At 36.0% G+C, this 26,747-nt stretch carries 18 protein-coding genes and 2 pseudogenes; 17 read left to right on the top strand and 3 right to left on the bottom strand.

Features of this window, described 5'->3' with window-relative positions; all coding sequences use genetic code 11:
* Positions 1–46: 46 nt before the first annotated feature.
* The 3 genes from ACQV18_RS04845 (at position 47) to ACQV18_RS04855 (ending at position 2,247) form a co-directional block, all read left to right on the top strand.
* Complete coding sequence (locus ACQV18_RS04845) at positions 47–1,555, top strand: DUF1846 domain-containing protein (RefSeq protein ID WP_428873366.1); 1,509 nt, start codon at positions 47–49, stop codon at positions 1,553–1,555.
* 122 nt (positions 1,556–1,677) lie between these two features.
* Positions 1,678–1,827, top strand: a complete 150-nt coding sequence (locus ACQV18_RS04850; RefSeq protein WP_428892644.1) for a hypothetical protein — start codon at positions 1,678–1,680, stop codon at positions 1,825–1,827.
* A 69-nt stretch (positions 1,828–1,896) separates the two neighbouring features.
* Complete coding sequence (locus tag ACQV18_RS04855) at positions 1,897–2,247, top strand: hypothetical protein (RefSeq protein ID WP_428892645.1); 351 nt, start codon at positions 1,897–1,899, stop codon at positions 2,245–2,247.
* A 76-nt stretch (positions 2,248–2,323) separates the two neighbouring features.
* Here ACQV18_RS04855 and ACQV18_RS04860 read toward each other — a convergent pair whose 3' ends face one another.
* On the bottom strand, positions 2,324–3,664 hold the full coding sequence (locus tag ACQV18_RS04860; protein WP_428873364.1) for an MATE family efflux transporter: 1,341 nt from the start codon (positions 3,662–3,664) through the stop codon (positions 2,324–2,326).
* Between the two features lie 161 nt (positions 3,665–3,825).
* Between ACQV18_RS04860 and ACQV18_RS04865 the strand changes: the two genes are divergently transcribed.
* The 5 genes and pseudogenes from ACQV18_RS04865 to ACQV18_RS04885 all read left to right on the top strand — a co-directional run bounded on the left by ACQV18_RS04865 (position 3,826) and on the right by ACQV18_RS04885 (position 7,261).
* Positions 3,826–5,013 carry a M20 family metallopeptidase gene (locus ACQV18_RS04865; RefSeq protein WP_428873363.1) on the top strand — a complete coding sequence of 396 codons (1,188 nt, stop codon included), beginning with the start codon at positions 3,826–3,828 and terminating at the stop codon, positions 5,011–5,013.
* A 72-nt stretch (positions 5,014–5,085) separates the two neighbouring features.
* Positions 5,086–5,637 (top strand): annotated as a pseudogene (locus tag ACQV18_RS04870) (2-keto-3-deoxygluconate permease).
* Positions 5,638–5,716: 79 nt separating this feature from the next.
* Positions 5,717–5,965, top strand: a pseudogene (locus ACQV18_RS04875) (2-keto-3-deoxygluconate permease); the annotation flags it as partial.
* Positions 5,966–6,057: 92 nt separating this feature from the next.
* Positions 6,058–6,927: a radical SAM protein gene (locus ACQV18_RS04880; protein WP_428873362.1), complete on the top strand. Its 870-nt coding sequence runs from the start codon at positions 6,058–6,060 to the stop codon at positions 6,925–6,927.
* 124 nt (positions 6,928–7,051) lie between these two features.
* Positions 7,052–7,261, top strand: coding sequence for a hypothetical protein (locus ACQV18_RS04885; protein WP_428873361.1), 210 nt, complete (start codon positions 7,052–7,054; stop codon positions 7,259–7,261).
* A gap of 294 nt (positions 7,262–7,555) precedes the next feature.
* On the opposite strand, the gene ACQV18_RS04890 is transcribed toward ACQV18_RS04885, so the two are convergent.
* Positions 7,556–8,749 (bottom strand): coenzyme F420-0:L-glutamate ligase, encoded by a 1,194-nt coding sequence (locus ACQV18_RS04890; RefSeq protein ID WP_428876432.1) that lies wholly within the window; start codon positions 8,747–8,749, stop codon positions 7,556–7,558.
* Between the two features lie 337 nt (positions 8,750–9,086).
* Between ACQV18_RS04890 and ACQV18_RS04895 the strand changes: the two genes are divergently transcribed.
* The 8 genes from ACQV18_RS04895 (at position 9,087) to ACQV18_RS04930 (ending at position 23,744) form a co-directional block, all read left to right on the top strand.
* On the top strand, positions 9,087–14,201 hold the full coding sequence (locus ACQV18_RS04895; protein WP_428892646.1) for a SpaA isopeptide-forming pilin-related protein: 5,115 nt from the start codon (positions 9,087–9,089) through the stop codon (positions 14,199–14,201).
* Between the two features lie 4 nt (positions 14,202–14,205).
* On the top strand, positions 14,206–15,735 hold the full coding sequence (locus ACQV18_RS04900; RefSeq protein ID WP_428873358.1) for a SpaH/EbpB family LPXTG-anchored major pilin: 1,530 nt from the start codon (positions 14,206–14,208) through the stop codon (positions 15,733–15,735).
* A 99-nt stretch (positions 15,736–15,834) separates the two neighbouring features.
* On the top strand, positions 15,835–17,181 hold the full coding sequence (locus tag ACQV18_RS04905; RefSeq protein ID WP_428892647.1) for an MSCRAMM family protein: 1,347 nt from the start codon (positions 15,835–15,837) through the stop codon (positions 17,179–17,181).
* Complete coding sequence (locus tag ACQV18_RS04910; RefSeq protein WP_428875257.1) at positions 17,162–18,013, top strand: class C sortase; 852 nt, start codon at positions 17,162–17,164, stop codon at positions 18,011–18,013. The genes ACQV18_RS04905 and ACQV18_RS04910 overlap by 20 nt, the downstream gene beginning before the upstream one ends.
* A complete protein-coding gene (locus ACQV18_RS04915; protein WP_428875258.1) occupies positions 18,014–18,871 on the top strand; it encodes a class C sortase in 858 nt (285 codons plus the stop codon).
* Between the two features lie 145 nt (positions 18,872–19,016).
* Positions 19,017–20,372 (top strand): TrkH family potassium uptake protein, encoded by a 1,356-nt coding sequence (locus tag ACQV18_RS04920; protein ID WP_428885054.1) that lies wholly within the window; start codon positions 19,017–19,019, stop codon positions 20,370–20,372.
* A 4-nt stretch (positions 20,373–20,376) separates the two neighbouring features.
* Positions 20,377–21,039: a potassium channel family protein gene (locus ACQV18_RS04925; RefSeq protein ID WP_428873353.1), complete on the top strand. Its 663-nt coding sequence runs from the start codon at positions 20,377–20,379 to the stop codon at positions 21,037–21,039.
* A 203-nt stretch (positions 21,040–21,242) separates the two neighbouring features.
* Positions 21,243–23,744, top strand: a complete 2,502-nt coding sequence (locus ACQV18_RS04930; protein ID WP_428892648.1) for a CAMP factor family pore-forming toxin — start codon at positions 21,243–21,245, stop codon at positions 23,742–23,744.
* A gap of 1,130 nt (positions 23,745–24,874) precedes the next feature.
* Here the strand turns inward: ACQV18_RS04930 and ACQV18_RS04935 are convergent.
* Positions 24,875–25,309, bottom strand: a complete 435-nt coding sequence (locus ACQV18_RS04935; RefSeq protein WP_428892649.1) for a PH domain-containing protein — start codon at positions 25,307–25,309, stop codon at positions 24,875–24,877.
* 540 nt (positions 25,310–25,849) lie between these two features.
* Here ACQV18_RS04935 and ACQV18_RS04940 point away from each other — a divergent pair.
* A partial coding sequence (locus ACQV18_RS04940; protein ID WP_428892650.1) for a hypothetical protein occupies positions 25,850–26,747 on the top strand: 898 nt, incomplete at its 3' end.

The raw sequence follows: 26,747 nt of genomic DNA on the forward strand, positions 1-26,747 counted from the left end.
AAAGTTTTGATAAAATAATTCGTATGTGATGAAAGGGGTTGGGAGGATGCAAAAATTAGGTTTCGATAACGATAAATATCTCAAAGAACAATCGAAATATATCTTTGAGCGACTTGAGAATATTGATAAACTCTATTTAGAATTTGGCGGTAAATTAATCGGTGATAAGCATGCTAAGCGGGTACTACCAGGTTATGACGAGGACGTCAAATTAACGCTCTTAACCAAGCTTAAAGATCGTGCTGAGATTATTATCTGTATCTATGCCGAAGATATTGAACATCATAAAATGCGGGGCGATTATGGTATTACTTATGACCAAGAAGTGTTGCGGCTAATTGATGAATACCAAGCGTTAGACATTCAAGTAAACAGTGTTCTATTAACTAGATATAAAGGACAAAAAAATGCCACTGTCTTCAAGAAAAACATTGAAAACAGAGGAGTTAAAGTTTACCTACATGAGAGTATTAATGGCTATCCAACTGATCTGGAAGTTGTCTTTTCGGAAAATGGTTTTGCTAAAAATCCATACATTGAAACTAGTCAACCTTTGATTATTGTAACTGGTCCAGGGGCTGGATCGGGCAAGCTAGCAACTTGCTTGAACCAACTTTATCATGAACATCAAAAGGGAATTAAGGCTTCATATGCTAAGTTTGAAACTTTCCCAGTTTGGAACTTACCACTAAAACATCCAATTAATGTGGCTTATGAGGCCGCAACAGTTGATTTAAATGATATTAATGTTCTTGATTCTTATCATTTAGATGCCTATAACGAAATGGCGGTCAATTATAATCGCGACATGCAGATGTTCCCAGTTATTCGTCGGATTTTAGCTAATACGAGTTCACCCAATTTAATCTACCAATCCCCAACGGATATGGGAGTTAATCGGATTAAATCGGGAATTACCGATGAAGAAGTTGTTAAAGAAGCGGCCCAGCAAGAAATTATTCGCCGCTATTTCCAAGTAGAACAAGATTATAAAGTCGGCATTGTGGATGAAGAGGTTCGTTCGAAAATGCACTTGTTAATGGAAGAAAGTGGGTTAACAGCTGAAGATCGTCTTCCAGTGGTTAAGGCTCAAGCTTATGCTCAATCGGTTAAGGAACGTTTTTCGCAGGAAGAGATTCCGGCAGTCATTGCTATTCAATTAAGCGATGGACAAATGATTACTGGCAGACGAACCGAATTAATGGATGCACCGGGGGCAGCGATTATGAATGCTCTAAAGACCTTGGCAGGTATTTCAGACCAAATCGACCTCTTAGCTCCCATGATTTTACAAACCATTCAAAATCTTAAAGCTAACAAGTTGCAAAGTAAGCATCCCATTTTAACTTTAAATGAATTACTAATTGCTCTAGCAATTTCAGCAGTGACAAATCCAACGGCTCAAGCAGCCTATCAAGCCTTATCTAAATTAAGTGGTGCTCAAGCGCATTCTAGCATCATTCTATCACAAGATACTAAAAACCAATTACAAAACTTGGGGATTGATATTACTTGTGATGCCGTTTTTGTTTCGGGTTCATTAAAAGGTAATTAAGCCCAGATGACACTCAATCCAAACTTCTACTTATTGAAGTCTCAGTAGGTAGAAGTTTTTTATTAATAGTTTAAACTAGTTTTAATACTTTATATTTACGATAATAATTTAGAAGGAAAAAGATGAAGAAATTCACAGATTCTATTCGCTTAAGACACGGTACACAATTAGCTAACCGGATTGTTCAACCCCCTATGATGTCTTTTTGGGGGGTTAAAAAGGGGGGTCCAGCCAAGAAACCTTGGAGGATTACCAAAGAAGGGTGCAATTAGCTGCTTTTCTGATGCCCATTTAGCTGGTTTAAAAGAACTAGCTAAAAAGTAAAGTCTAAAGGCAACAAAGTGATTATACAAATCCACCATTTCGGTTACCAAGCTCATCAAAGAGCCAGCGAAGGTTTAACAGTATATGGTCCGTCAGCTGTGGATTTAGATTTCCTAGATCATGAAACTGTGCCCTTAACTATCCAACAAATTGTTTTATTAGGAGGCGTATTGGATGCTAACGCTGCTCAAAAAGCCTTGAATTATACGGATTTAGTGGCTATTGGACGTGCTACGTTCATCGAACCGGACTTCGCCTTAAAAATAAGTCAAGGATTCGTATATTACAAAAGATATTTTGACCGATCTGGCTTGATCGACTGGTCGATACGAGGTTTTTGCTTCACTTCATTCAACACTACCTCCTAGAGCTGGAATGCAAGAAATATTAGAAGAACTCCATTAATTATAAAAGACTGCCGTTTATGAGCGGCAGTCTTTATTTTTATGAGATTTGATGAATCCATTTTTTGGATTTTACTCTAAATAGGCCAATCACTAATTTGGTAATTTCTTCCGTGGCCGCTAACATTACAACCCATTGAATAGAAAAGTTAAGCACAGCCGCTCCTAGAAAAGCTAAGGGAACGCCTACTAACCATACAGATCCCATTTCTAAGAAAAGGGAATACTTCGTATCGCCTCCACCTCTTAGAACACCTACAATCAGAATGGAGTTAATAGCTTTTAAAATGAAGATAAAGCCCATATAATTTAGTAAAGTCTTACAAAGTTCATAGACTTCTGGTGTTAAATTGGGAAACAACTGTAAACTAATTGAAGGGGTGACGGATAAGAAAAGGCCTACAAATAAGGCAATGACTCCGCCCATTTTAAGAAAACGGATGGCATGAGGATAAACAACATCCATAACGCCGCGCCCAATCGTATTTCCTAACATAATCGTACAAGCATTGGATAGACCACGTATTAAAACAAAGGCTAAGTTCTGGATGGCAAAAACAACTTGAATGGCAGCTGTTTCTTTAGTACCAACCATGGCGTAAGCCACACTATATAATACTTGACCGAGTCCCCAAAAGGTTTCATTAACAATGACAGGAAAGGTGATGCGCAAAAAGTTTTGAATAAAATCTCCCTTAAAATTAAACATCTCTTTAATCGAACCATTAAGCGGACAATCATAGCGACTGACTGTGTAAAAGATAACCAATAATTCCATTAATCGAGCAATGATTGTTCCCACTGCTGCTCCCACTACCCCTAATTCTGGGAAGCCAAACTTACCAAAAATAAAGGCATAATTGAAAAAAGCATTGAAAACAAAACCAACTATAGCGGCTGTTAATGGCGAACGAGGGTTTCCAGTTGAGCGAAGAGCCACACTGTTCACGAAGCTGACGCCAGTTAAGGCATACGACCAAGCAACAACCCTTAAATATTTAGACCCTTCTGCAATGACAGCAGGATCATCAATCATTAAGCCTAATATTCTTTCTGGTATTAGCCATGCCAACAAAGTGAAAAGACAAGCTACTACAAAGGTAATTAAGCACGAAAAAGCATTAACCTTTTGTAATTTAGCAAGATCACCTCGACCATGGTATTGAGCAATCATTACTGAAGCTCCCGTGGCTGTACCAAAACAAATCATAGTGAAAAAAAAGAAGACTTGATTGGCCAAGCCGACTCCTGCGATTGATTCCGGTCCCAGTGATGAGATCATCATGGTATCTAAAGTATTTAGAAACGAAACGATTAAACTTTGCAAAGAAATCGGAATCGCAATGGCTAACATTTTACGATAAAAATCTTGATTATTCATAGGACACCTCACTTTAAACTGTCCTTTCATTATACCTAATTCTAAGAAAAAAGCTGTAAGAATTTGATGAGAATTTTTTTGTCTTAATTATATATCACCCTATGTGTATGTCTTTACTTTTTAATTAAAGTAGATATGATGGAGTAGAGGAGGCGTTTGCTATGACACTATTAGAGCAATTAATTTCTAAAATCGAAAATAAAGAAGAACGCATAATTGAAATCCGCCGTTATTTACATCAACATCCAGAGTTATCCTTTCAAGAAAAAGAAACTTCTAAATATATTAAAAACTTCTATAAAGACCTTGATATAGATCATATCGAAACGGACTTAGGAGGACAATATGGCCATGTTATTACAATTAAAGGGGGGCAAGAGGGACCTACAATCGCTTTAAGGGCAGATTTTGATGCATTACCTATTACGGAAGAGGTAGATTTGCCATTTAAATCTAAAAATAATGGGGTAATGCACGCTTGTGGTCATGACGGCCATACCGCTTATATGCTGATTTTAGCCGAGTCTCTAATTGAATTAAAAGACCAAATTAAAGGTACAATTAAAATCCTTCATCAACCAGCTGAAGAAGTTCCACCAGGAGGAGCTAAAGCAATGATTAAAGCTGGAGCCTTAGAAAATGTAGACTACATTTTTGGTGCTCATGTGATGAGTCAGTTTAAACTCGGAACCGTTTATACGCATGAAGGAAATACCCAAACTGCCCGAGCTTATTTTAAATTAACCATTAAGGGTAAAAGTGGACATGGTTCGGCTCCACATGATGCAAACGATGCAATTGTAGCTGCTTCGTCTTTCGTCATGAATGCTCAAACGGTAGTTAGTCGTCGAGTAAATCCATTTGATATGGGCGTTTTATCAATTGGTTCATTCGATGGTAAAGGTCAATTTAATATTATTCGAGATAAGGTAGTTCTAGAAGGTGATGTTCGCTCAATGTCGGAAGAAACAGCTAAGACTATTCAAGATATGGTAACACAATTAGCCAAAGGTTTAGAAGAAAGTTTCCAAGTAGAAACAGAATTAGAGTATAAGCCAGACTATCCTGTATTATATAATGATCCTGCAGTTACTAAGAGGGTTACATCAGCACTTGAAAGTCTAAATATCTCTGATATTAAGGCTGTTGAAGATAGTGGACCTATTTCTCCTTCGGAAGATTTCTCTTATTATCTTAAAGAAGTTCCTGGTTGTTTCTTCTATATTGGTGCCAATGAAGATCCAGAAAATAGTTACCCTCATCATCATCCAAAGTTTGAAATCGATGAAAAATCATTAAAAATTTCGGCAATATCAATGGCTGCAGTCGTTGATGAGTTTGTAGGTTAAAAAGGAGTCCCATCTGTTACAGTGGATAAAAAATACCTGCTGGAACTTTCCTCCTTCCCTTACTAATTTCTTCTGTATTTTCACACTTTCTGGCCTGATTTGTCCTATATTGTTAGAATGACTGAGGCTATACTAAGTAAAAACTCAATTGCTTTTATTTTGGCTGCCATCACTTTTTGTTTGGGAACGATGATTAATACAAAAAGTTTGATGAAAGTTATTCAACGAGAAGGGGGCCTTTCTCTTGTTAAAGCTAATTATCAATCATTATTGGGGGGGTTGATATTAAAGGTATTTGGAGATGAAGGTTTCTTAGGTATTAGTCTTTTAGCGCTTATTCTTGCAGTATGTTCAGCCAATCTAACCATCTTCTTACCCTTAGTTACTGATTATGCCCAAGAAGAAAATAAGATTGGCTTTAACTTTATAGTCTTTTTTAGAATACCAACTTTACCATTAATCGTCTATTCGCTTGGAAAAGCTGATAGCTCTGGCTTTAATTAGATGCCTTTGCTATCAACTCTTATTCCCCTAGTAGTAGGAATTATTATTGGAAATATCGATAAAAAGGCAGTAAAACTTTTTTCGCCAGCTATCGGATTATTCCTGCCTTTATTAGGATGAGGAATCGGTCAGGCTATGAACATTGTCGATAGTTTGCATTCTGGATTAATCGGTGTGATGAGTTGTATTCTTCTATTTAGTAAGCTCACCACTATTTTTAGTAGACAAGTATTTACTTAAAAATGATGGTGTAATGAGCATGTCCTTCAATGCTAAGCTAGAAAGTTCTGCTTCATTTCCCACTTTAATCGCTCAAAGCTATCCTAGTGTAGAACCTTACGTAACACAAGCATCTGCACAAATTCTAACAGGGCTTATTCCCACATTTTTAACATCATTCTTAGTAGCAAAATTCACCAAAAAGCTTCTTAATGCTTTCTGTGGTTGAAACCGATACAAGTTCAATCATATAATTAAGCTAACCATAATTTGGGGTTAGCTTTTTATATATAAACTATTCAAATAGGAGCGATTAAGACTATGAACCAACTTTATTTAAAAATGGTCAATTTCATAACCAATCAGCTAAAAGGCCAAAAAATATCTATTCATCACCCAGCTATTAAAAATGATCAAAAGGCATTCGATTCAAATAAACCGTTGAATGTACAAGAATCTATTATAAATAAGAAAGAATTAAAAAGTAAAAAAGGTGAAGAAACAAAAGAGATAGTGATTATTAATCAAAATATATTAGATGTAGATATAGAGAGTTTAATTAATATAATCCCTGCAATTAAAAAAGATCTTTCTAATGCAAAAACTTTAAAAGGTATTACTAGCTCACAAAGTATTTTAGATTCTTCAGAAGAAGATTTATTGAAGTTAAGACTTCACGGTTTAGACCAACTTTATCTTTTAATTGAAACAGGATCAGATCAAACATTAAACTTTTACAATAAACATCTAACTATTCATCAAGAAAAAATCGCTTTAAAAAAATTGAAAAAAGTAGGCATTAACTATTCTATAGTGACTGTTATAGGAGCTGGTGGAAATGGTTTATCTGATAGACATGCCATTGAAACTGCCAAACTTATTAACCATGTCGATGCAGAAGAACTTATTTTATTGACAATCGATGCAGAAGACTTATCTAGTTTAAAAGAGGAAGAGAGAGAAGGCTTTGTAATTTTGACGCCTCGTGAAAGTTTAGAGGAAGAATTAATGCTACTGAATCATATTAATACAAATATCAAAATAAATGGAAATCACTCCTCAAATACAATTTCATTAAGTGGGAAGTTCCCTCAAGATAAAGAAGAAATTATCAGTCAACTGGAAGACAAGCTTTACAATTGGGAAGAAGAAAATAAAAAGAGCTTTAGGGACTTTTTGAAAATATTTTAAGCATCTAAAAGTTATAGAGATTAATTAATGCAACTTTTTTGCTAAAAAAGACAAGCGAATTTATATTTAGTAATGTAGGAGAGAGTATATTTATAAAATCATATCGCATCAAGTAGACTTCACCTTGTGCAGTCATTTTCTAAGTAGTAAATATTTTGACTCTTTAGATAAGTATGACCGTATAACAATCTCGCAAGTAGCCCAAATAGATAATACTTTTTATGAAAGTTTAGCTAAGATTGGCTTTAAACAAATTGCCTATTTATTAAATATGGCAGGTGGTGGCATCATTAATTCCAATGACTGGATCAAAGTTTTAGATGAAAACCATTGAGCCGGAGCTGGTCTGGATAGCTCTGAGGGTGAAGGCCCTTATGCAGGCAATGGCTTTAAAAATCAAAAAATTTCAGATGAAACCTTCTTTCAAATATTAAATCACCCTAAAATCATCTCCTCACCACACAGTGCTTTTTATACCGACCAAGCCGCAAAAAACTTAGTAGAAGGTGAGCTTAATACCATTTTAGATGTTTTGAAAACAGGAACAACAGCCTACCTCGTGAATTAATCTAAAAAAACTCTGTTAAACACTCAGGTGCTTAACAGAGTTTTTATTTAAAGGGTAAAATTATTGATCAGAAAACTTATCGAAGTAACCTTTGATATAGATGAAAGGTGTTCCTTTATCACCTGAGCCAGAAGTTAAATCAGATAAAGAACCTAATAGGTCTGTTAGTTGACGCGGGGTAGTTCCGATTCTTTCTGCTTGGTCTTGACTAGCCTCCGCATGGCCTGCAATATAATCTGAAATAGCCGTTTGTAAATCTTGACCTTCAAGATCTTTAAATTTGCCATCTGCTAAATACTTTAGCTTTACTTCATTAGGTGTTCCTTCTAACCCACTGGTGTATGCAGGGGATACTATCGGATCGGCTAATTCCCAAATTTGACTTTGAGGATCTTTAAAAGCGCCGTCACCGTAAATCATAACTTCGATTGTTTTACCAGTTAAATCTTTAATTAAAGACTGGACCTCACTGACAAAGGCTTCACCATTAATAGGGAAGAGTTTTACGATTTCATCAGAAGATAGGTTTGCACCTAACAATCCAAATTCTGGATTCGAACCACTACCGTCGACTGGCTGATTCATAATCTCATCCAGTCGGAGTACTTTTGAAGCACCAGCTTGTAATAGGCGTTTTTGAGTACGATTGCGTGTATGAAGATCTGCTGTAATTATGGTGTCTGTGTAATCTAGGACAGCTTTTGGTTGGTTAGCTAAAATAATCGTGCAAGCAGCTCCTTCAGCTTCGATGGTTTCTCGGTAAAGACTTAAATAATCAACACCTGTGAAGGGGTGCTTCATATCGGCAAATATTTTTTTTATTTCTGCTTCTGTGAAGACATCTGTCCATGGATTAATACCAGCATCATCCAAATCTTCAATTAACATAAGCGGATTTCCCACTTCATCGGACGGATAACTCAATTGAACGATCACTTCATCGGCTGCACGAGCAATCGCTTTAAGGGTTGATTGAAAACGGTTACGACTTGTAATAGGGAAGACAACTCCTATTTTTTTGGCTTGCAATTTATCCTGAATGTCCTTTGCAATTTGATCAAGGGTCACGTAATTGCCTTGAGCACGCGCTAAAATGGATTCCGTAATCGCAAGAACATCTCGATCCTCTATCTTGTACTGAGCTTCCTTAGAAGATTCTAATAAAGTCTCCACAACAATCTTGACTAAGTCGTCTCCTTCATGGACAACTGGTGCTCTTAACCCTCTTACTACGGTACCTACTGTTCTTTTCATAATCAAATTCCTTTCTCTCATTGAGATAAATTAATCGACCAACAATGTATAAATGAAAAAAACGACGGAAGACCGCCATCACCCATTTACTAAAATAGTCTATCATAGAGTCTTCTTTGGAGAAAGATTTATATGATTTTTTACAAGAAATTTAAGCCGAATGTTCGGATTCATAGTTATTTTTGCTCTTAATGTTTAATTTTTTTATAAATGCTATAGATTCATTTGCAATGGAACTGTTTTTTTAGATATAATATTTGAAGAAAGCTATGCAATTGATTATGATCTTAAAATGCTATTAAGTTATAGAATACACAACGATTAAGAGGTGATAAAATTGAAAAAATATTCACAAACCCTTTGGAATACTATGTTAGTGCTCCTATTGCTTCTATCAACCATTCCCTTTAAAACTTTCACTACGGCCTATGCCCAAGAAGCAATAGACCCGAATATTCTTCAATTAAAAAATAATCCTTCTACTTGGCAAATATTTTTGAATAGCAACAATAATATGGAACCAAGTGATCAGCTTATAATGTTTGAAACAGATGCTGAATTTGAACAAGTCCATTCATTTAAACTTATTACCAATCAAGAAGAAACTATTTCCATGCGATTAGTGAATCAGCAATCAGATTTTAATAGGGCTATTAAGAATTTTATGCAATACCGCGAAGAGATGGAGGCCTATCAGCAGGATAAGGTTCATTACGAAGAAAAATACCAAACTTATCTGGAAGCCAAAAAGCAAAATGATCTTGAGTGGCAAGCCTACCAAGAAGCCCTAGAGACTTATCAGCTAGAATATGCAAATTATGAGCAAGAACTAGAAGCATACTGGACACAATATAACCAACTAATTGAGAGTGGTCTTGAAATTCCTTCCGACCTAGTTGAACCACAAGCCCCAAGTCAAGCTGATTTAGTAGAACCTGAAGTTTTTACAATGGAAGAACCATTAGCACCAGAAAATCCTTATAATGAAGAAAAAGAGAAACTTTGGCAAGTCGGATTCAAAGCGAATGCTAATGAAGAAGTTTATCAATTTTGGATACCAAAAGCTTACTTTAAACATACACTGCAAGCAGAGGTAGATCGTTCAGATTCGATGAGTAAAAGTTTTACCGTTAAAGCCGTTACGCTTTTTTCGAATAGGAAGATTACTGCCCAGCAAACTGTTCCTAAAAACGATGACAATAATAAAGAATTAGCGACAAACGAAGAATCAACAACAGTCACGATAGTTGATGATAATGCAACTACTATAAATCAAGAAAATAAAGAATCAAGTCAAGAAGATCACACAAAAGATAAAAGTACTCAGCTAAATCCTGAGCCGATCTTAAAAGATGAAATTCTTGTTCAAGTCGATCAACCTTTGTTAGCGGAAAATGTAGTCGAAAATTACAGTGATTTATCGAAAGAAGTGCTGTACGAATGGGAGGAAGCCATAGATACTTCGCAAACAGGGGTCTTCCAAACCATTTTATCCATCACTTTTCCTGACGGTGAAACCATTAAATTACCTGTAGAATATGAAGTAATAGCAAGATTTTCTAATATCCAAGCACGATCAGCAACGGATTCTACCACACCCGTCTCAAATAAATTTAATATCTTAGCCTTAGACCAGTTTGATAATCCGGCGCCTAATGTAGAAGTAAAGCTTTTTCATTATAATCGAACAGAAGAAGATTGGTTTACCTTTGATCTAAGCCTTGTAAATGACGACTCCCAACCAACTTCATATACAGGGACTAATGGCTATACTGCTTATTACAACGTTCCAAGAGATGGAAGTTACCCTTACTTTTATGTCAAGCTTATAAGTACACCTAATGGGTATGCACCGCCTAAAATTGGCCTACTAGAAAAGAATCCAAGTCTTGTTGCAAATAAATTCGACCCCAAAGAAGGCAGTTATTATGGAGCATACAATCTTTCAGCCAATGGTACTTTATCTCCTGATTATAATAATATTTATCGTCCATTTGCCAAAAATGGTCGTGAGGTACTAAATAACGCCGCACTAATCCGACTGGAGATATTGCTGACGGATTTAACTTTTAAAAAAGTTGACCAAGAAACGCAACAACCCTTAGCGAATGCAGTCTATCGCTTAAGTAAAGAGGGGGATCCTTCCTTTAGTCAGACCGTAATTTCTAATCAAGAAGGAAAGTTAGATTTTACTAAGTTGAGCTATGGTAGCTATGAACTCAAAGAAATTAATGCGCCTGATGGGTACCTTGAAAGTGAGAAAACAATTTTATTTGATATTGATCAAAACGAGGATAAATCAGCCGTTTTCGCCAGAAATTTTCGCCAATCCTATAAAGGAAGCGTTACTTCGCTAGGGGATACCCCTCCCATTTTAGAAAACAAACCCAATCGTTTAAGAATCCGCAAAGTTAATAAACAAGGCGATTTACTTGAAGATGCTCAATTTACATTAAAAACACTTAATGGAACAGTAATTCCAAAAGAAACTAGCAATTCGTCAGCAATTTTTGAATACAGTCGCTTATCAGAGGGAAGTTATCTCTTAACTGAAGACAAGGCCCCAATTGGCTACTATTTGCCTCACAATAACAAGTGGACCCTGGTGGTGGATGCAGATGGCAAGATCCGTCTACAAGGCAATACAAGCAATATTAGTGAGATAAATTCTACAGATGATAGCCAAAGCTTTAATCTTATCAATCAAGAACATACACTTGATTTTAAGTTCACAAAAATTGGCTTAAATGAAAGCCGTTTAGCTGGGGCTCAATTTGATTTGAAACAAACACAGCCCTTTGAAGCTGAGATTGCTTCAGTCACAACGGATTCCAGTGGAGAGGTTCAATTTGAGGACTTAGGAGTCGGCTCCTATGAATTAATAGAAACAAAAACACCGCCTGGCTATGTAAAACAACATTTAAAAACCCTTTTTGATTTGGAATTATTAGCAGATAATAGCGGGTTAATAATTAAAAATATTCAAACAATTAACTTAGACACACAAAAAGAAGTGGCCCCACTTTTAAAACGCAATCCAGTTTCTAATCTTTATGAATATACTAATACTAGAGAATCCTATTCCTTCTTTAAGGTAGATGAAAAAGGCAAGCCTTTATCAGGGGCTCAATTCCGTGTGGTTAATGACGCTAAAACTGAAGAGGTTTTAATAAAGACAAGTGATACAAAAGGGCGAGTGACTCTCAATCGAACAGCCACTCAACCTAATTCAACCTTTACTATTCAAGAGATTCGAGCACCTTTAGGGTATCAAAAGAGTCAAGCAACATGGAAAATTACAACAGATGAATTTGGACAAGTCACTATGGAACCCCCTACTGGATCAGACGAATTTACTGGTTCAAGTGTCGTAGATGGGGCAGAGGATCAGATCAAAATGACTAACAAACTCTTAACCTATACCATTCAATTCACCAAGGTGGGACTTAACGACTTGCCGTTAGAAGGGGCAAAGTTTACTTTAACGCCTGTTATCAAGAATGATCAAGGTGAATATATTGAGGACTCGAATCAGACTGCTCTGATCGCTCAATCAGCTGCAGATGGCACAGTCATTTTTAACGATCTCCCCCTAGGTTTCTATCGTTTACAAGAAATACAAGCTCCACCAGGTTACGTTGCCCAAAGCGATGCCTATGATATTATTGAGATAAAATTGGATACGCTAGACAATAAATATATTGCGGATATACTGCCAGAATACAATCAATTGCTCACTGGAGATGACAATCAAGGCTATACCGTTTCAAACCTAGTGGACTCGAACTTTAAAATTGTGAAATACGGCTATAGTGAAAAAGGGGAAGAGTTGGATCCTTTTACGCAACCGGTTATTCCTTTAGCTGGTGTGCAATTTGAACTAAAAGGAATAGAAGGAAAAGACTATCTACAAACAGCCACGACCAATGCGACGGGAACAGCAGGTTTTACCGATGTAGAAACAGGTAAATATGAATTAAGGGAATTGAGTAGTCCCAACACTCATTTAAGGTCAAATAATGTCTATCAAATAGAGATTGTTTCGGATGCAGGAGGAATACGCCCTCACATCACCCGTATAGAAGGTACTGATGAGGAGGACTTCTTAACAAAAGACGACTCTGGCAAGTATCGCTTAGATTTTGCCATTAATCGTCAAAACCCCACCAATATCCAACTAAAGAAAGTAGCAGATGATAATGAAGGTCTGTCTATCGAGTCAATGCCCCCTTTAGAAGGTGCAAGCTTTCAAATTTATGAGTACGATAGACAAAAACAAGAACGAGTCGGACAAGCTTTGGCTACTAAAGTAACCGGAGCAGATGGCTTGCTTGCATTCAAGAATTTGCCAGTTGGCAAAACTTATGAAGTTGTAGAAACCCAATCACCTGTTAATTATGAGACAATAAGTGGAGGAGGTATCAGTGCAAAAGTAGAAGTTTCTGACAAAGGAGAATTAACTTGGCTTTCCCAATCTGATGCCCATTGGAATTTCGAAAGCAGTGATGGCATTCCGAGAGTGATCAACCGTTTCCATCCGATCGAAATTGAATTTTGGAAACGGGATGATATTAATAATCAAAATGGAGACTATGGCAATGCTATAGCTGGTGCCAGCTTCACATTGACCCGTATGGAAGGGGACCCAGCAAGTGGATTAAGTTCGAGTCATGAAAGCTGGACAGTTACCAGTGATACCAATGGAAGAGTTAGTTTTAACCAAGAGTTATCTAATTATCGTCCCATCAGAACAGAGGAGAATTATGTTTATTTCCATCTGGATGAAAGCTTTGTACCAGATGGCTATCGAAAAATTGTTAAGCCAGTTATCATTCAAGTAGATAGAAGTAACAACGTCTCTATAATGCCGGATGATTTAATTAAGAACGAAAATGCAATCGTCTTAGATGCTAATAAGGGCTATGTTGTGATTAATGAACTTATCAGGACCGATTTTAGTTTCAATAAAATTGACGGTGAGGACCCTACTACAAGAATAACTGGCAGCATCTTTCGCTTAAAATCTAAAGCTGAGGATAATAAAGATCACCGTCTTATTGATCAAGTCGTTAGCCAGAATAATTATAATTCCATCGTCTTTAAAGATTTACCTCTTGGAAAGTACCTATTATATGAAGAAAAGGCCCCTGCAGGCTATAAGCTCCTGGGACAACCATTAACTATTGAAATTATTGAAAGTACCGATTCCCAAGGGAATAAAACAGGCCAAGCGGAATTCATATTGGATGAAAAGCAAGTCGATTTTATTAGCAAACGAGATACAAGCTCTGACGGTAATGACAATGAAATTGTTGTAATGAATTACCAATCGCATGACCTTATACTTACTGGAGGAACGGGGGTGCTGATTTATCTAGTTTCCGGCTTCATATTAATGGCTTTAACAAGTTTTTATTATCTTCAATCAAAAAAAACACATGAAAAGGAGTAAACACATGAAAAAAAGCAACTTATTAACAGCAGTCCTTGTTTTTATTTTGGGACTCTCGAACATTTTAACTCAGGCCCCTTCAGTATTTGCAACAGAACCTTTCGATGCAAAGGTAACCATTCATAAACTGCAAGCAGATTCATATAATTCTGATTTGCCAAAAGCAAACCAGGACGGGACAATAATTACAGACCTTTCTACTCTCGGTACCAATGTAAAACCCTTATCTGGAGTAAGCTTTACAGCTTATGAAATTGATAAAGATAGCTATGATAAAGCAATTGCTGGTACAAAGCCTACCCAGCCAGCATCTGGAGGCCAACTTCTCGGTGAAACCGATTCAAATGGAACGGTTGAATGGACAGTAAATGTTGATCCTGCTAACCCTAAATACTTTGCTGTTTTTGAAACAAAAAAACCAAATTCCGTAACGGAGTCATTAGCGGTTCCATTTGTAATTGCTTTTCCAATGACTAAATTTGACGGTAGTGAATATCTTAAAGATATTCATATTTATCCTAAAAACGTTACAGGTGCTTTTCCGGTTATCGGTAAGGATATTGCTAAGTTAGGTTTTAACGAAGCCTCATTCAATGTTGGCGAAGCTTTTCAATATATTTTAAAAGGAACCATCCCAACAAATATTGAAAAATATTCAAAATATACCTTTACAGACCAGTTAGATCCGGCCTTAACGATTAAGCATGATGACCTTAAACCGACGATTAAGGTGGGAAATGAAACGTTAATTATAGAAGATCATTTCAATTATTCAGTCAGTGGTCAAACTATAAGTATTGCTTTAACACCAAAGGGTATCGAACAAATCGCTTCTCAAGTTCCTTTAGCAAATCGAAATAAAATCGCTGATAATGAAATCGATGGTATTTCGTCCAATACAAATGAAGCACCATTTATTGAAGTTAGTTTTACTGCCTACCTTAACGGCACTCACTCATCTACTGATACACCAATTACAAACAATGCAACAATTACTTACAATAATAGTGTGGTAGAAGAGACTACTAGCGCTTCAAATGATGTTTCGATCAAATACGGAAGTCAAGAATTTCAAAAAGTTGACTCCAATAAGAAAGCTCTTTCAGAAGCTGTTTTTACTGTCTTAGAAGATAATGCTCCGATGAAGTGGAACGAACATCTTATCACCCTTAACAATGCCGAGAGTAATCCAAAATTCCCAGATGCAATGGTTGGTAAGGTTATCCAATTAAAATCCGATGCCGAGGGTAATTTTTCAATTGACGGACTGGCATACTCAGCACAAGGAAATGAGGGAACTAAACCATCGCAGTATTCAGTTAAAGAAACTAAAGCACCGGAGGGTTATCAGTTGTTAGCCGATGCTGTTAATTTTTCAGTAGAAAAAGATAATCAAAAACTTGAGATTACTAATAATTTACGTCCATCTATCCCAGCAACTGGTGGTATGGGGACTGTCATCTTCATCGTAGCAGGCGCATTACTAATGTTCCTTGCAATTTATGGTCGTCGTAAGGCCAAAGAAGAAGCCTAAACGATTAAGAATTTAAGGTATGGAGATTTTCTCCATCCTTTGTTAAGGGAAATAGGCCTATTTCCCTTAACAAAGGATATTCAAACTAGGAGGTATGATATGAAGTTATTTAAACAACTTACTACATTTCTATTGATGCTTTTTACCTTAATGATCATACCGTTTAATCATATTTCAGCCACATCCAATCGCTTGATCATTCATTCTGTTGATAGTGAAACAATAAGAGAATATAGAGTATGGAAGGTCGATCCCGCCTATTCTCAAGCAGATATCGCTTCTTTAAAAGAAAAGAAAGTTAGTGAATTAGATCATCTATTTAAACAATCTTACTCTTCAAAAACGAATGAAAATTCTCTAGCTATTATTGACGGGCTTCCGGATGGTAGCTATTACGGATTAGAAATCAATCAAGCCGGTAAAAAAGAAGAACGTACGGTACCATTTATCATCGATTTGCCTTATCAAAACGCTTTTGAAGTTGATGTTTTCCCTAAGCGCGTTCAAACGGGCTACCTAAAAATCAAAGTGATCGGTGAAGTGACCACTAACCAAATGGATGATTGGAAGAATTTAGCGAATGTTACTTTTTATATTTATGCAGCGAATTCAGACCAGCCAATGTTGTTTAAAGAAGGGCATTTTACAACGGATCCTTCGGGCAAGGCTGAATTGAAGTCGAATTCTCTTGGTGAAATCACTCTCGCTTCATTACCAGAAGGAGACTATGTATTAGTTGAACTAAAAACGGTCGATGGGTATCAGCTTTCAAAAAAAATACATTTCACTATTAAGGCTGGTGAAGTTACTGAAGTTTTAGTAAAAAATTATCTGATTGCTAAAGAGACTTCTCAAGACTCAACCACAGAGCCTACAGATGAAAGCTCATTTGAAGAAGGGCTTGAAAAGGGCGGACAACATTTCCGAAAGGTCAACCATAAAAAGCCGGCGCAAGGCTTGATGGGTGCACGCTTTGAAGTAGTCACTTGGAATAGTAAAAAACGCCTCTTCGAACCAGTCTCTTCGAAAGAAGGGTCTTTCTACATTGTAGAATCTGATTCACGAGGATATTTTGAAGTCAACAATCTGCCCTTAGGAAAATACTATCTTATCGAAATCGAAGCCCCCATTGTACAAGGTCTAAAATACCAACCCTTTGAACAAGCCATTCCCTTTGAAATAACCAGTCAGAGTTATTGGAACTATACTGTAATGGAGATCGTCAACCATCCAGTTGAAGCATCAAAGCAAGAGCAAGATATTCCTATTAACCGACCTTCTAAACCAAGTGATATTGGCTTTTTACCAACGACAGGAGAATGTAAAACTAAATATTTCTACCTTGCTTTTCTTTTTATAACCATCGGTTTATTCATTCTTTTTTATAAGTCGACAACTGGTACAGAAAGGATTTCATGTAAGCTTTATGAAGAAGAAAAAAATTAAACTCTTTTTTTATAATCTACTTTTTATAATGGGAGGGATAGCTTTATGCTATCCTTTTATTTCACGTTACCTCTATGACCAAGCCTCACGCGTGGAAGTGAATAGCTATAAGGAGGCTGTGCAACAACTGTCTATACAAGAAGTGGACCGACGTGTTTTTCTTGCCCAAGCCTACAACGACCAATTAAGTCAGAAAAAAGAGGGCGTTTCAAAGCTTTCGGATCCTTTTTCAGAAAAAGATCATCAAGAAGGACGTGCAGCCTATGCGCATATGTTGGAGATTAATGAACAAATTGGTGTCATTGATATTCCTAAAATAAATGAATACTTACCAGTTTTTGCTGGAACCAGTGAAGAAGTGCTGCAAAAAGGAATCGGACATTTAGAAGGGACAAGTCTGCCGGTAGGTGGACTTCACACCCATGCAGTTATTACAGGGCATCGAGGGTTGCCGAATGCACGTTTATTTTCGCATTTAGACAAGTTAAAAATAGATGATGTCTTTTATTTTAACAACTTAAATGAAACTTTAGCCTATCAAGTCGATCGAATCGATGTCATCTTACCTCATGAAATAGGATATCTTGATATTGTTCCAGAGCATGATTATATGACATTAATTACTTGTACCCCCTATATGATCAATAGTCACCGCCTACTGGTTAGAGGACACCGTATTCCTTATGTAGAGGATGAATTTGAAAAAGACCGCAAGACCTCTATGAACTTCTTTATCAAGTACCGCTGGCTTTTATTACTCCTGTTACTTTTACTACTACTTACTATTCTTTTTTGGCTGTATAATCGAAAAAAGACTGACAATGGAAAGTAGGTGGCTACAATCAATAGAAGAAATATCAAAGCTGTTTTAAACATCTTTATTTTCCTTTTGGGTTTGACCTTGGTCGCCTATCCTTTTGTAGCGCGTTATATTCATAACCAAGCGGCAAGAACGCAAGTAGAAGAATTTAGGGACCAATCTATCAAAATATCACAAACTGAATTAGACCGTCGGATTGAATTAGCCCATGCTTATAATTCGACCATCCTTCCTAGTATGAATGGCGTGGTGGATCCTTTTACCAAAAAACAAAAGGAAGGAATTAAAGAATATGCTCGCATGCTCGAAATCAATGAACAGATAGGCTTTATCGATATTCCTAAGATTGATCTCTCATTACCTATCCATGCAGGAGCGACTGAAGAAGTCTTACAAAAAGCAGCCGCTCACCTCCAAGGAACCAGCTTACCTGTTGGTGGTAAAGGAACAAATAGCGTCATTACAGCTCATAGAGGCTTACCTAGCGCCAAATTATTTTCTGATTTAAACAAAATGGAAGTTGGCGACTTATTTTTCCTCCATAACTTGCGCGATGATTTAGCTTATCAAGTGATTGAAATCAAAGTGATTGAACCTAATGATTTTGAATCCCTCAAAATTGAAGAAGCAGAAGATCGAGTAACTTTATTAACCTGCACACCCTATATGATTAATAGTCATCGCTTATTGGTTATTGGTAAACGTATTCCATATCCGAAAGAAAGCGTTCAAGAGACAATAACAAGAAGACAGCCATCTCCATGGAAGTTATGGCTTACGATTGCGTTAAGCTTATTTATTTTCTTGTCTATTATAGTTTTATTCATCAAAAGAAAAAAAGCTAATCGTAGCTTTTCTAGGGTAAAATGAGTCTATTGATAAGTTGCTGGTCAAAATAAACAATGAGTAATTTGTGTTTGAAATTCCTGTTTTTTTTCACTACTATAGGAATAGCAAAATTAAAAAAGCTAAACCACGATATAACTAACTTTTGTGCACAGAAGGGTGGAAAGTCATGCTTGTCTATAACCAGTGGAAAAAAGATCTCATTTCAATCAATCCTGCTGAATTATTCTTCTATAGCTACTTGGGCCTCATCTTAATTGGGAGCCTCTGTTTAAAATTACCTTTTGCAACTAATGAGGGTGTGCAGACCTCATTGATTGATAGTATCTTTACAGCCGCTTCTGCAGTTTGCGTCACGGGTCTAGCGACTTTAACCACCGCAAGTCATTGGTCGCCATTTGGTAAAACGGTCATTTTAATTCTCATACAAATAGGCGGTATTGGAATCATGACCGGTGTGGGAACCATTGGTATGTTAATGGGGAGACGGCTGTCTTTTTCTAATCGTAAGTTCTTAGCAGAAGAAAAAAACACCACTACTTTTAGTGAGGTAGCAGACCTTGTGCGGTATGTCGCTTATTCTACTTTAATTATTGAAGCCATTGGTGCTGTTTTATTAAGCTTTCAATTTATACCTGAATATGGGGTCATTAAAGGCGTCATCAATAGTATCTTTCACTCTGTTTCTGCTTTTTGTAATGCCGGCTTTGATATTATCGGTGACCAAAGTTTTATGGGCTATGTCGATAATAATTGGATAAATATCGTACTAATGTTCTTAATTATAGTAGGGGGACTCGGTTTTTCAGTTAGCAGAAATTTAATCCACCATTACTTAAATGGAAAGCCTCTTCGCTTGCATACAAAACTTGTTATAGTGACAACAAGTCTTTTAATTATCTTACCTGCCTTATTCTTTTTAGTTGTTGAATGGCAAAATCCTAGTACGTTAGGACCCTTAAATCTTGTGGATAAATTTACTGCGGCTTTTTTTCAATCGGTAACGACAAGAACGGCTGGTTTTGCGACGATCGAACAAGGAGGCTTACGCACCCCGAGCTACTTGGTGACGAATCTACTGATGTTTATTGGGGGGGCACCCGGAGGAACAGCCGGTGGCTTAAAAGTTACAACCTTTGCCTTATTAATTCTTTATACTCTGTCGTATTTGCGCGAAAGTCAAGATACCGTTGTCTTTAGACGTCGGATTCCTAGGAAGAATATATTGAAATCACTGGCCATTTTCTTTCTTTCTTTTTCTTGGGTGGGTATCGCTTTAATCTTGCTTACCCTCTTTGAACCTAATAAGTCACTGGTTAATCTTTATTATGAGATTATCTCTGCTTATGGTACAGTGGGATTAAGCCAAGGAATTACAGCCAGTTTAAGTGTGATGAGTAAAATAGTGATAATCTTTACCATGATTTTTGGTAAAATTGGACCCATGGCGATGGTGTTTGTCTTCTTCAAATCCAAAGCCTCGAACAATTATCGCGAAGCACAAGAAAGTATCTTAGTGGGGTGATTATGTGAAGGAATATCTAGTGATTGGCGCCGGAAGATTTGGGCGTAGTTTAGCGGAGAATTTAATGAAATTAGGACATGAAGTGATTATTATTGATCATAATGAAGAAAGCATCAACCGAATCGCTCCTTATGTAACCCATGCAATTTGCGCAGATATCAAAAACATTGAGGTTTTTCATGAGTTAGGGCTAGCGAATATCCAAACAGCCATTATTGCAATTGGATCGGATTTAGAAGCGTCTATATTATCTACCATCACTTTAAAAGAAATCGGTGTAAAAACAATCATCGGCAAAGCTTCTACCGATTATTATGCCAAAGTTCTTAAAAAGGTTGGCATTGATAAAGTGATTATTCCAGAAAAAGAAAGTGGCCGTAAATTAGCTTATAGTTTATCCTCTAAGAATCTTGTTGATTATTTTAATATTATTGATGACTATTCCATCTTCGAAGTAACCACCCCTTCATTATGGGTGGATAAAAGTCTAATCGATTTAGACGTGAGAGCTAAACATGGCTTTAATATAGTTGGAATTATTCGAGATTCGGGTGATTTTCTTGGAAATCCTGAACCTCATTCGGTCATCCATAAAGGGGATATGTTGGTAATACTGGGAACCTCAAAAGACTTTATGACGGTTGAGAAGCTGATTAATGAGCAATAATTGATCCATTGAATAAAGTATCAAATCCTGAAACAATCTACATTTTAGATTGTTTCTTTTTTATTTTAAATGGGAGGGTTTGAGAACGAACATATTACGCATTTTAATATAAACAATTTGTATCAAACTGTTTCGAGATAAAATATTGATTTTTTTCTAATCGTGTTATAATTATTTTATCATAATAGATCGAGGTGGTATTTATGAGAAAAATGTCAATCATTTTTTCAAGTGCATTATTGCTAGCTAGTGTTGGAACTCCTCTGATGCAACAATCAATATACGCACAAGAAGAAGCGTCAAATACTTCGCAAGCTTATAGTGCAAATGTACAAGATTTAGCAATAGAAATAGTAAATCAAAAAGACAAATTAGAAGCATTAGAACAAACGGTCTTAGGGACTCCCTACGAAGATCTCCTAAATAAAAGTTTTGATATTTTAGAAACAGTCATCTCAGACGCTACTGCAATAGCAAAAGGCGAGGGTATAAATCCTGAAACAATTTATGCTTTAAATTCAATAGGGCCACGTCTAACTGCTATTACAGAAGTAATTGAGGCAATTGATTATTCCGTTAATCATTTGAATAATAAAATAATCGATGCCCACCATATGATGGGATTAAAAATTACACATCTTACATACACTCTGTTGAATCCGCTTTCTTCGAACAATAGTATTGAGAAATTAATTGCTGAATTGAGAGAAACCAAGAGTGAGGCAGCTGCTCTACCAGATCTCAGTGAAAAAGATACAGCAACTATTTACTCAAAAGCTAAATTAGATAAAGCCATTTGGAATACGCGTTTTATTCGGGATGAAAAAATATTAGGTAAGATGGGTGCCAATGTCTATCATTCTTTAAATCGCGCAATCACAAAAGCAGTAGGAATTCAACTTGATCCAAAATCAACCGTTGGAGAAATCGACCAAGCGGTGGCTGAAATTGAAAGTCAACTTAATCAAGCCTTACAAGGTAAAGTTGTAGAAGTCACTAAACGTGATCGTGTAGCTGATCACAAGGAAGATCTGCTCGTAATTAAAGATAAAGAAGAGCAAATTAAGCATCTGAAAGAAGTTTTAGCGGGTACAAATTATGAAAATATCCTTGAAAGAGCTTCAAAATTGGTTGAAAACATCAAGAAAGAAGCCACTCTCGAAGCAAGCATAGCGGGCAAAGTTCCATTAAAGGTTGATACAATTGGAAGTCGGATTGAAGCATTAGTAACGATCATTGATGGAATTGTATACGCAACGACTGAAGCTACTAATAAAGTCAGCCATGCCCATAAAGACATGGGATATACAATCACTAAAGCTTTAATCACTTTAGCAGACCCATTCTCTTCACAAGCTTCAATCGATCATCAAGTACAACAAATCTTAGATCTAAAAGAGGCCATCAATGATTATCCAGATTTAACTGAAGAGGACATTGCAACAATCTATGTAAAAGCTAAATTAGATAACGCCATTTGGAATACACGTTTTATCAGAGATAAAAACATATTAGGTAAACTTCCTTTTGAACAGTATAATGATCTTAATAAAACAATTACTAAAGCCGTAGGTGTGCAGTTGGATCCAAAATCGACTGTCAAGGATATTAATTTATCCGTTCAACAATTACAAGAAAAACTTCAATCAATTTTAGGTTACGAAGTGGGATCAATCGTATCAAAAGACTTGACACTTCCAGACATTGTAAAAGATCATAAGGTTGCTTCAGATCTAGAAGAATTAAAAATTGAAGAAGATAAACTGGTAAAAATTTCTGAAAGAGTTCTTTCTAAAAAATATGAAAAATCATTAGAACAAGCCTTTAAGTTAATCGATAAACTCGGTGGCGAGTTAAATGGGATAAAACAATCAGATACTATATTTAACCTAAACTCAATTGGTAGCCGGATGAATGCTTTAAAAAACATTATTGAGTCCATTGATTATGCAACAAGTGAACTCAAAAATAAAGATTTATCTATACATAAAGATTATGGTTTTGCAATTACAAGAACACTAGTTACTTTATCAGACCCATTTGCTTCAAAAGAAAAAATTGAAAAAAGAATGGCTGAATTGCAAGCTTTAGAAACAAAAGCAGCCCATACACCCGATCTTCATTTAGATTCTCGTGCTAATATTTATGTTCAATCAATCCTAGATGAAGTGATTTGGAATACAAGATTTAGACGGGATAAAGAAGTTCTCGGTAAACAACCTTATGAAGTATATTCTAAAATCAATCGGACACTTACAAAAGCAGTTGGGGTTCAATTAAATCCAAATTCTACTTTAAGAGATGTCTATTCAATGATTCATGAATTAGAATTATTGTTTGATGATAAGATAACAGAAACCGAAGAAGTGATTGCAACAGAAGTCACTGAAGAAGAAGCTACCATCCAAGCTCTTAATGATGAAGTTGCTGTGGATGAAGCGATTGAAGCTGATGAAGAAAGTGTTAGTGAAGAAGCTTCCGTAGAAGAAGTGATTGTCGGCGATACTTTTGAAGAGCTTTCTACAGATGAAGCGATTGAAGAAGAAATAACATCAGTTGAACAAATTGAAGAAACAACGGTTGAGAAATCGGCAGATGACGCTGAAACTGAAGAAACTCAACTTGATGCTGAGCAAACAGTTCTTCAAGACGAAACTATAAGTGACCTCTCAATAGAAGAGTCAGCCGTTGAATCAGATCTTTAATCATAGCTTGGTCCGTCTCGTTAGAAGCCTAATAGAATCATTCTATTAGGCTTTTTAGTTTGAAATACAATTTATTTATATGGGTTTACATAATATACATTATCTTATTTTTACAACGGTGACAATTCACATAGCCTCTAACCAGTAAAAAGATGAAAAGCAAACTTAGCATAACTCCAAAAGTAAATGGTAATGGAATCCTATCAATAGTACGGGGGCTTTGATTAATAGATATCAGCGCCAAAATAGATGAGACGCTCTTTACTGACTAGGGTTAATTCGGGAGGATAAAAATTAAAGGTTGGCAAGAAACGATTTAATTCCTTGTAATCATTCGCTAAAGGGATTAGAGGGAATAAATAAACACGACTCAGCCCTCTTTCTGTTTTTTATTGACCACCTATCAGAATAATTTCAATCGATCCCCGATTCAAGAATGCTCGAAATAATTGTTTATGAAGCGGATTCCTTGAATTTTATTCAGGAGAATTTTTTGTACTTTCCTTTTCAAACAGACCATATTGAATCGTGAGTGTTTCATTGCACAATGAAGTTTCAAAGTGGTAAAATTTTACTAAATTTTTTATCAGTGAAAGAATTGTTATCAAAACAATACCCAAAGGCATCAAAATTAACAAAGAACCACTCTCTACGATCTAAAGAATTCGATTAAGCCATTCCATAACCATTTGATCAGGTAGCCACTAATAAATATATGTTAAAATACCAATAAAGGGGAAAATGGCTTTGATATCTGTTATGGCGTATAAAAATATCTTTAAAGGAAAGATGAAAGCGAACAGTACTGTCGTCATTTTTTTCAGTTGTTTGAGTACGTAGATCCTTTTGCCCTATAAGGGATTGAAAGGATTCAATTTGTCTAAAGGTAGAAAGGTTGACTGCAGTTAAAGAAACTTCGGATTCGTCAGGTTCACTTCCTGCCGTTTCTATCAAAAACACTGTAGTATTTGATAAGACTCCCAAGGATACTAAGAGAAAATATAGTTAAAAGAGCGAAACTTTTAAACGGTATAGAATCGTTCCCTATCAGCAAAAGGATTATTAAATACATCCTATGTTTAACCGCTCTTATAAAATAAACCAATATAGCCATCGAATGGAAATGTAATTTATCTGTTTTCACTGTTTGTATCCATCTCAGACTTCATTGAAATTTCTTTTTGAATGTTCGTACCATCTTCAATTGATAACCCTGCAATACTGTGACTCGTTGCAGCTGTATGTATGATGACTTTCATCAATTGTGCTTGTCTAAGAAAAGGTCCCTGCTCAGTCTCTATATGTTGTATTCTAGAAAAAGGAACATACGTAATTGAGCGAAAAAAATACCCCTTTTGGAAAATTAATTCATCTTCATTCATTTCAAAACGAAAATAGTGATAGCCATAGTTGACAAGAAATAAATCCAGGATAAACAAAATGAAAACAAGGGCTAGGTACCCACCAATTAGTGCCTGCCAGATCAGTGAGAGTTGATCAATAGTTTTTAGCAAAGCTGCAACAATCAGTCCACTCCCAAAAGTAATTAAAAAAAGTAAGCACAAAAATTTTTTCCAAACCTTTTTGATCGATACGGGTAATTTGTTTGCTAATAAAGGATATTCCGTCTTCTCCCCTCCTAAAAAATTATGTTCTCTTAATCAATTTAACGAATCTCTTAATAAATTCCAAGCCTCGAAGCTGACAGTTTTCTTAGTAAATAGTTTCTCCCGATATGGAAAATGTTTAAGGAAAGAAATAATGAAAAAATTCTATTGGAATCTAGTGTGATTTTTAAAAAAGTTTAGCAGTGGATGGTATTATTTATTAAGCAAAAGTCATTATTAATAGCCTACTTTGAACTTTTTCTGAGTATCTGTCTTCTTTAAAGTACCTTCGCAATTCCTTGTCTTCAATAAATTTTTACTACCAACTAGTTTGACATTAAAATCCCCTTTGTTTCCCTCATATTTCAAGGTCATTTCTTTTTTGATAGAACTATTATTCTTTGGTATAATGCATGCCTTATTAATTCAACCAATTGTTTTTTTAAAATAAATATGTTAATCTTATAATATATATCTTTTTGGAAAGGAAGTTTAATCGTGAAAAAGAAATCGTTATTTATTTTAACGCTTGCATCTTTAAGTTCAATCCTAATGATGGATAATGTTTATGGACAAGATGTAACGCCTAGTGATGAACAATTGATAGTTTTTAGCACATCTATATCTGATGATCAATCCTCTGAAAGGACAACGACGATAGAAGCTATTCAATCTTCAGCTGAAAACCAAGACTCAGAACCTAGTACTGAAACTAGTACTATAGTTGATCCCTCTAACCTAGCTCAATCAAATACTGGAACAAGTCAATCGTTCCTAAATGATACCAATCAATTTATCGATGAAAATAGTAGAAACAAACAAACTTATAGAAATAATGATGGGGTTGTTGAAGGAAGAACCCAAAATCTTTATCTAGAAAGAAATATTCAATACGGTAGGTTGGAAAGACCCCTTCAATTTAGATTTACCGATGACTTTACTGGTGTTAAATCTATAAAAATTATAAATCCTGAAATATTAGGAGAATTTGGTTTTACTATGCCTGAAGGGACTAGTAAACTTTTAGAACCTATAGATAAAATAGGTAATTTGGATTTATACCCAAAACAAGCTTCCCTACCCTTCACTTTTAAATCACCTAAATTAGGGACAGCTTCAGTTATATTTCATGTTTCTGATGGTGCGGGTAACATTGCAAGACATACATATAACTTTATATTTTCGGAACCAGAATCAATTCCATTCGATATTATTCGCCGCCCGAATCTAGATCTTGCGCCGGGTGAAGAAAAAACTGTGATTGAAGGTGTTGAGGGAATTAAGGATAAAAATGGAAATGTTATTAAAAATCCTGCTGATGAAGTCATCGAATACGGACCGGCTGAACTTACATTTGATATCATTCGTCGCCCGAACATAGACCTTGCGCCGGGTG

Origin of the sequence: Facklamia sp. P9177 (assembly GCF_050409585.1) — a bacterium.
Classification (GTDB): Bacteria; Bacillota; Bacilli; order Lactobacillales; family Aerococcaceae; genus Facklamia.

Excerpts from the sequence above, each read along its gene's own strand:
- ACQV18_RS04845 (WP_428873366.1), top strand. The coding sequence starts at position 47 with ATGCAAAAATTAGGTTTCGATAACGATAAATATCTCAAAGAACAATCG.
- ACQV18_RS04850 (WP_428892644.1), top strand. The coding sequence starts at position 1,678 with ATGAAGAAATTCACAGATTCTATTCGCTTAAGACACGGTACACAATTA.
- ACQV18_RS04860 (WP_428873364.1), bottom strand. The coding sequence starts at position 3,664 with ATGAATAATCAAGATTTTTATCGTAAAATGTTAGCCATTGCGATTCCG.
- ACQV18_RS04865 (WP_428873363.1), top strand. The coding sequence starts at position 3,826 with ATGACACTATTAGAGCAATTAATTTCTAAAATCGAAAATAAAGAAGAA.
- ACQV18_RS04880 (WP_428873362.1), top strand. The coding sequence starts at position 6,058 with ATGAACCAACTTTATTTAAAAATGGTCAATTTCATAACCAATCAGCTA.
- ACQV18_RS04890 (WP_428876432.1), bottom strand. The coding sequence starts at position 8,749 with ATGAAAAGAACAGTAGGTACCGTAGTAAGAGGGTTAAGAGCACCAGTT.
- ACQV18_RS04900 (WP_428873358.1), top strand. The coding sequence starts at position 14,206 with ATGAAAAAAAGCAACTTATTAACAGCAGTCCTTGTTTTTATTTTGGGA.
- ACQV18_RS04905 (WP_428892647.1), top strand. The coding sequence starts at position 15,835 with ATGAAGTTATTTAAACAACTTACTACATTTCTATTGATGCTTTTTACC.
- ACQV18_RS04910 (WP_428875257.1), top strand. The coding sequence starts at position 17,162 with ATGAAGAAGAAAAAAATTAAACTCTTTTTTTATAATCTACTTTTTATA.
- ACQV18_RS04920 (WP_428885054.1), top strand. The coding sequence starts at position 19,017 with ATGCTTGTCTATAACCAGTGGAAAAAAGATCTCATTTCAATCAATCCT.
- ACQV18_RS04930 (WP_428892648.1), top strand. The coding sequence starts at position 21,243 with ATGAGAAAAATGTCAATCATTTTTTCAAGTGCATTATTGCTAGCTAGT.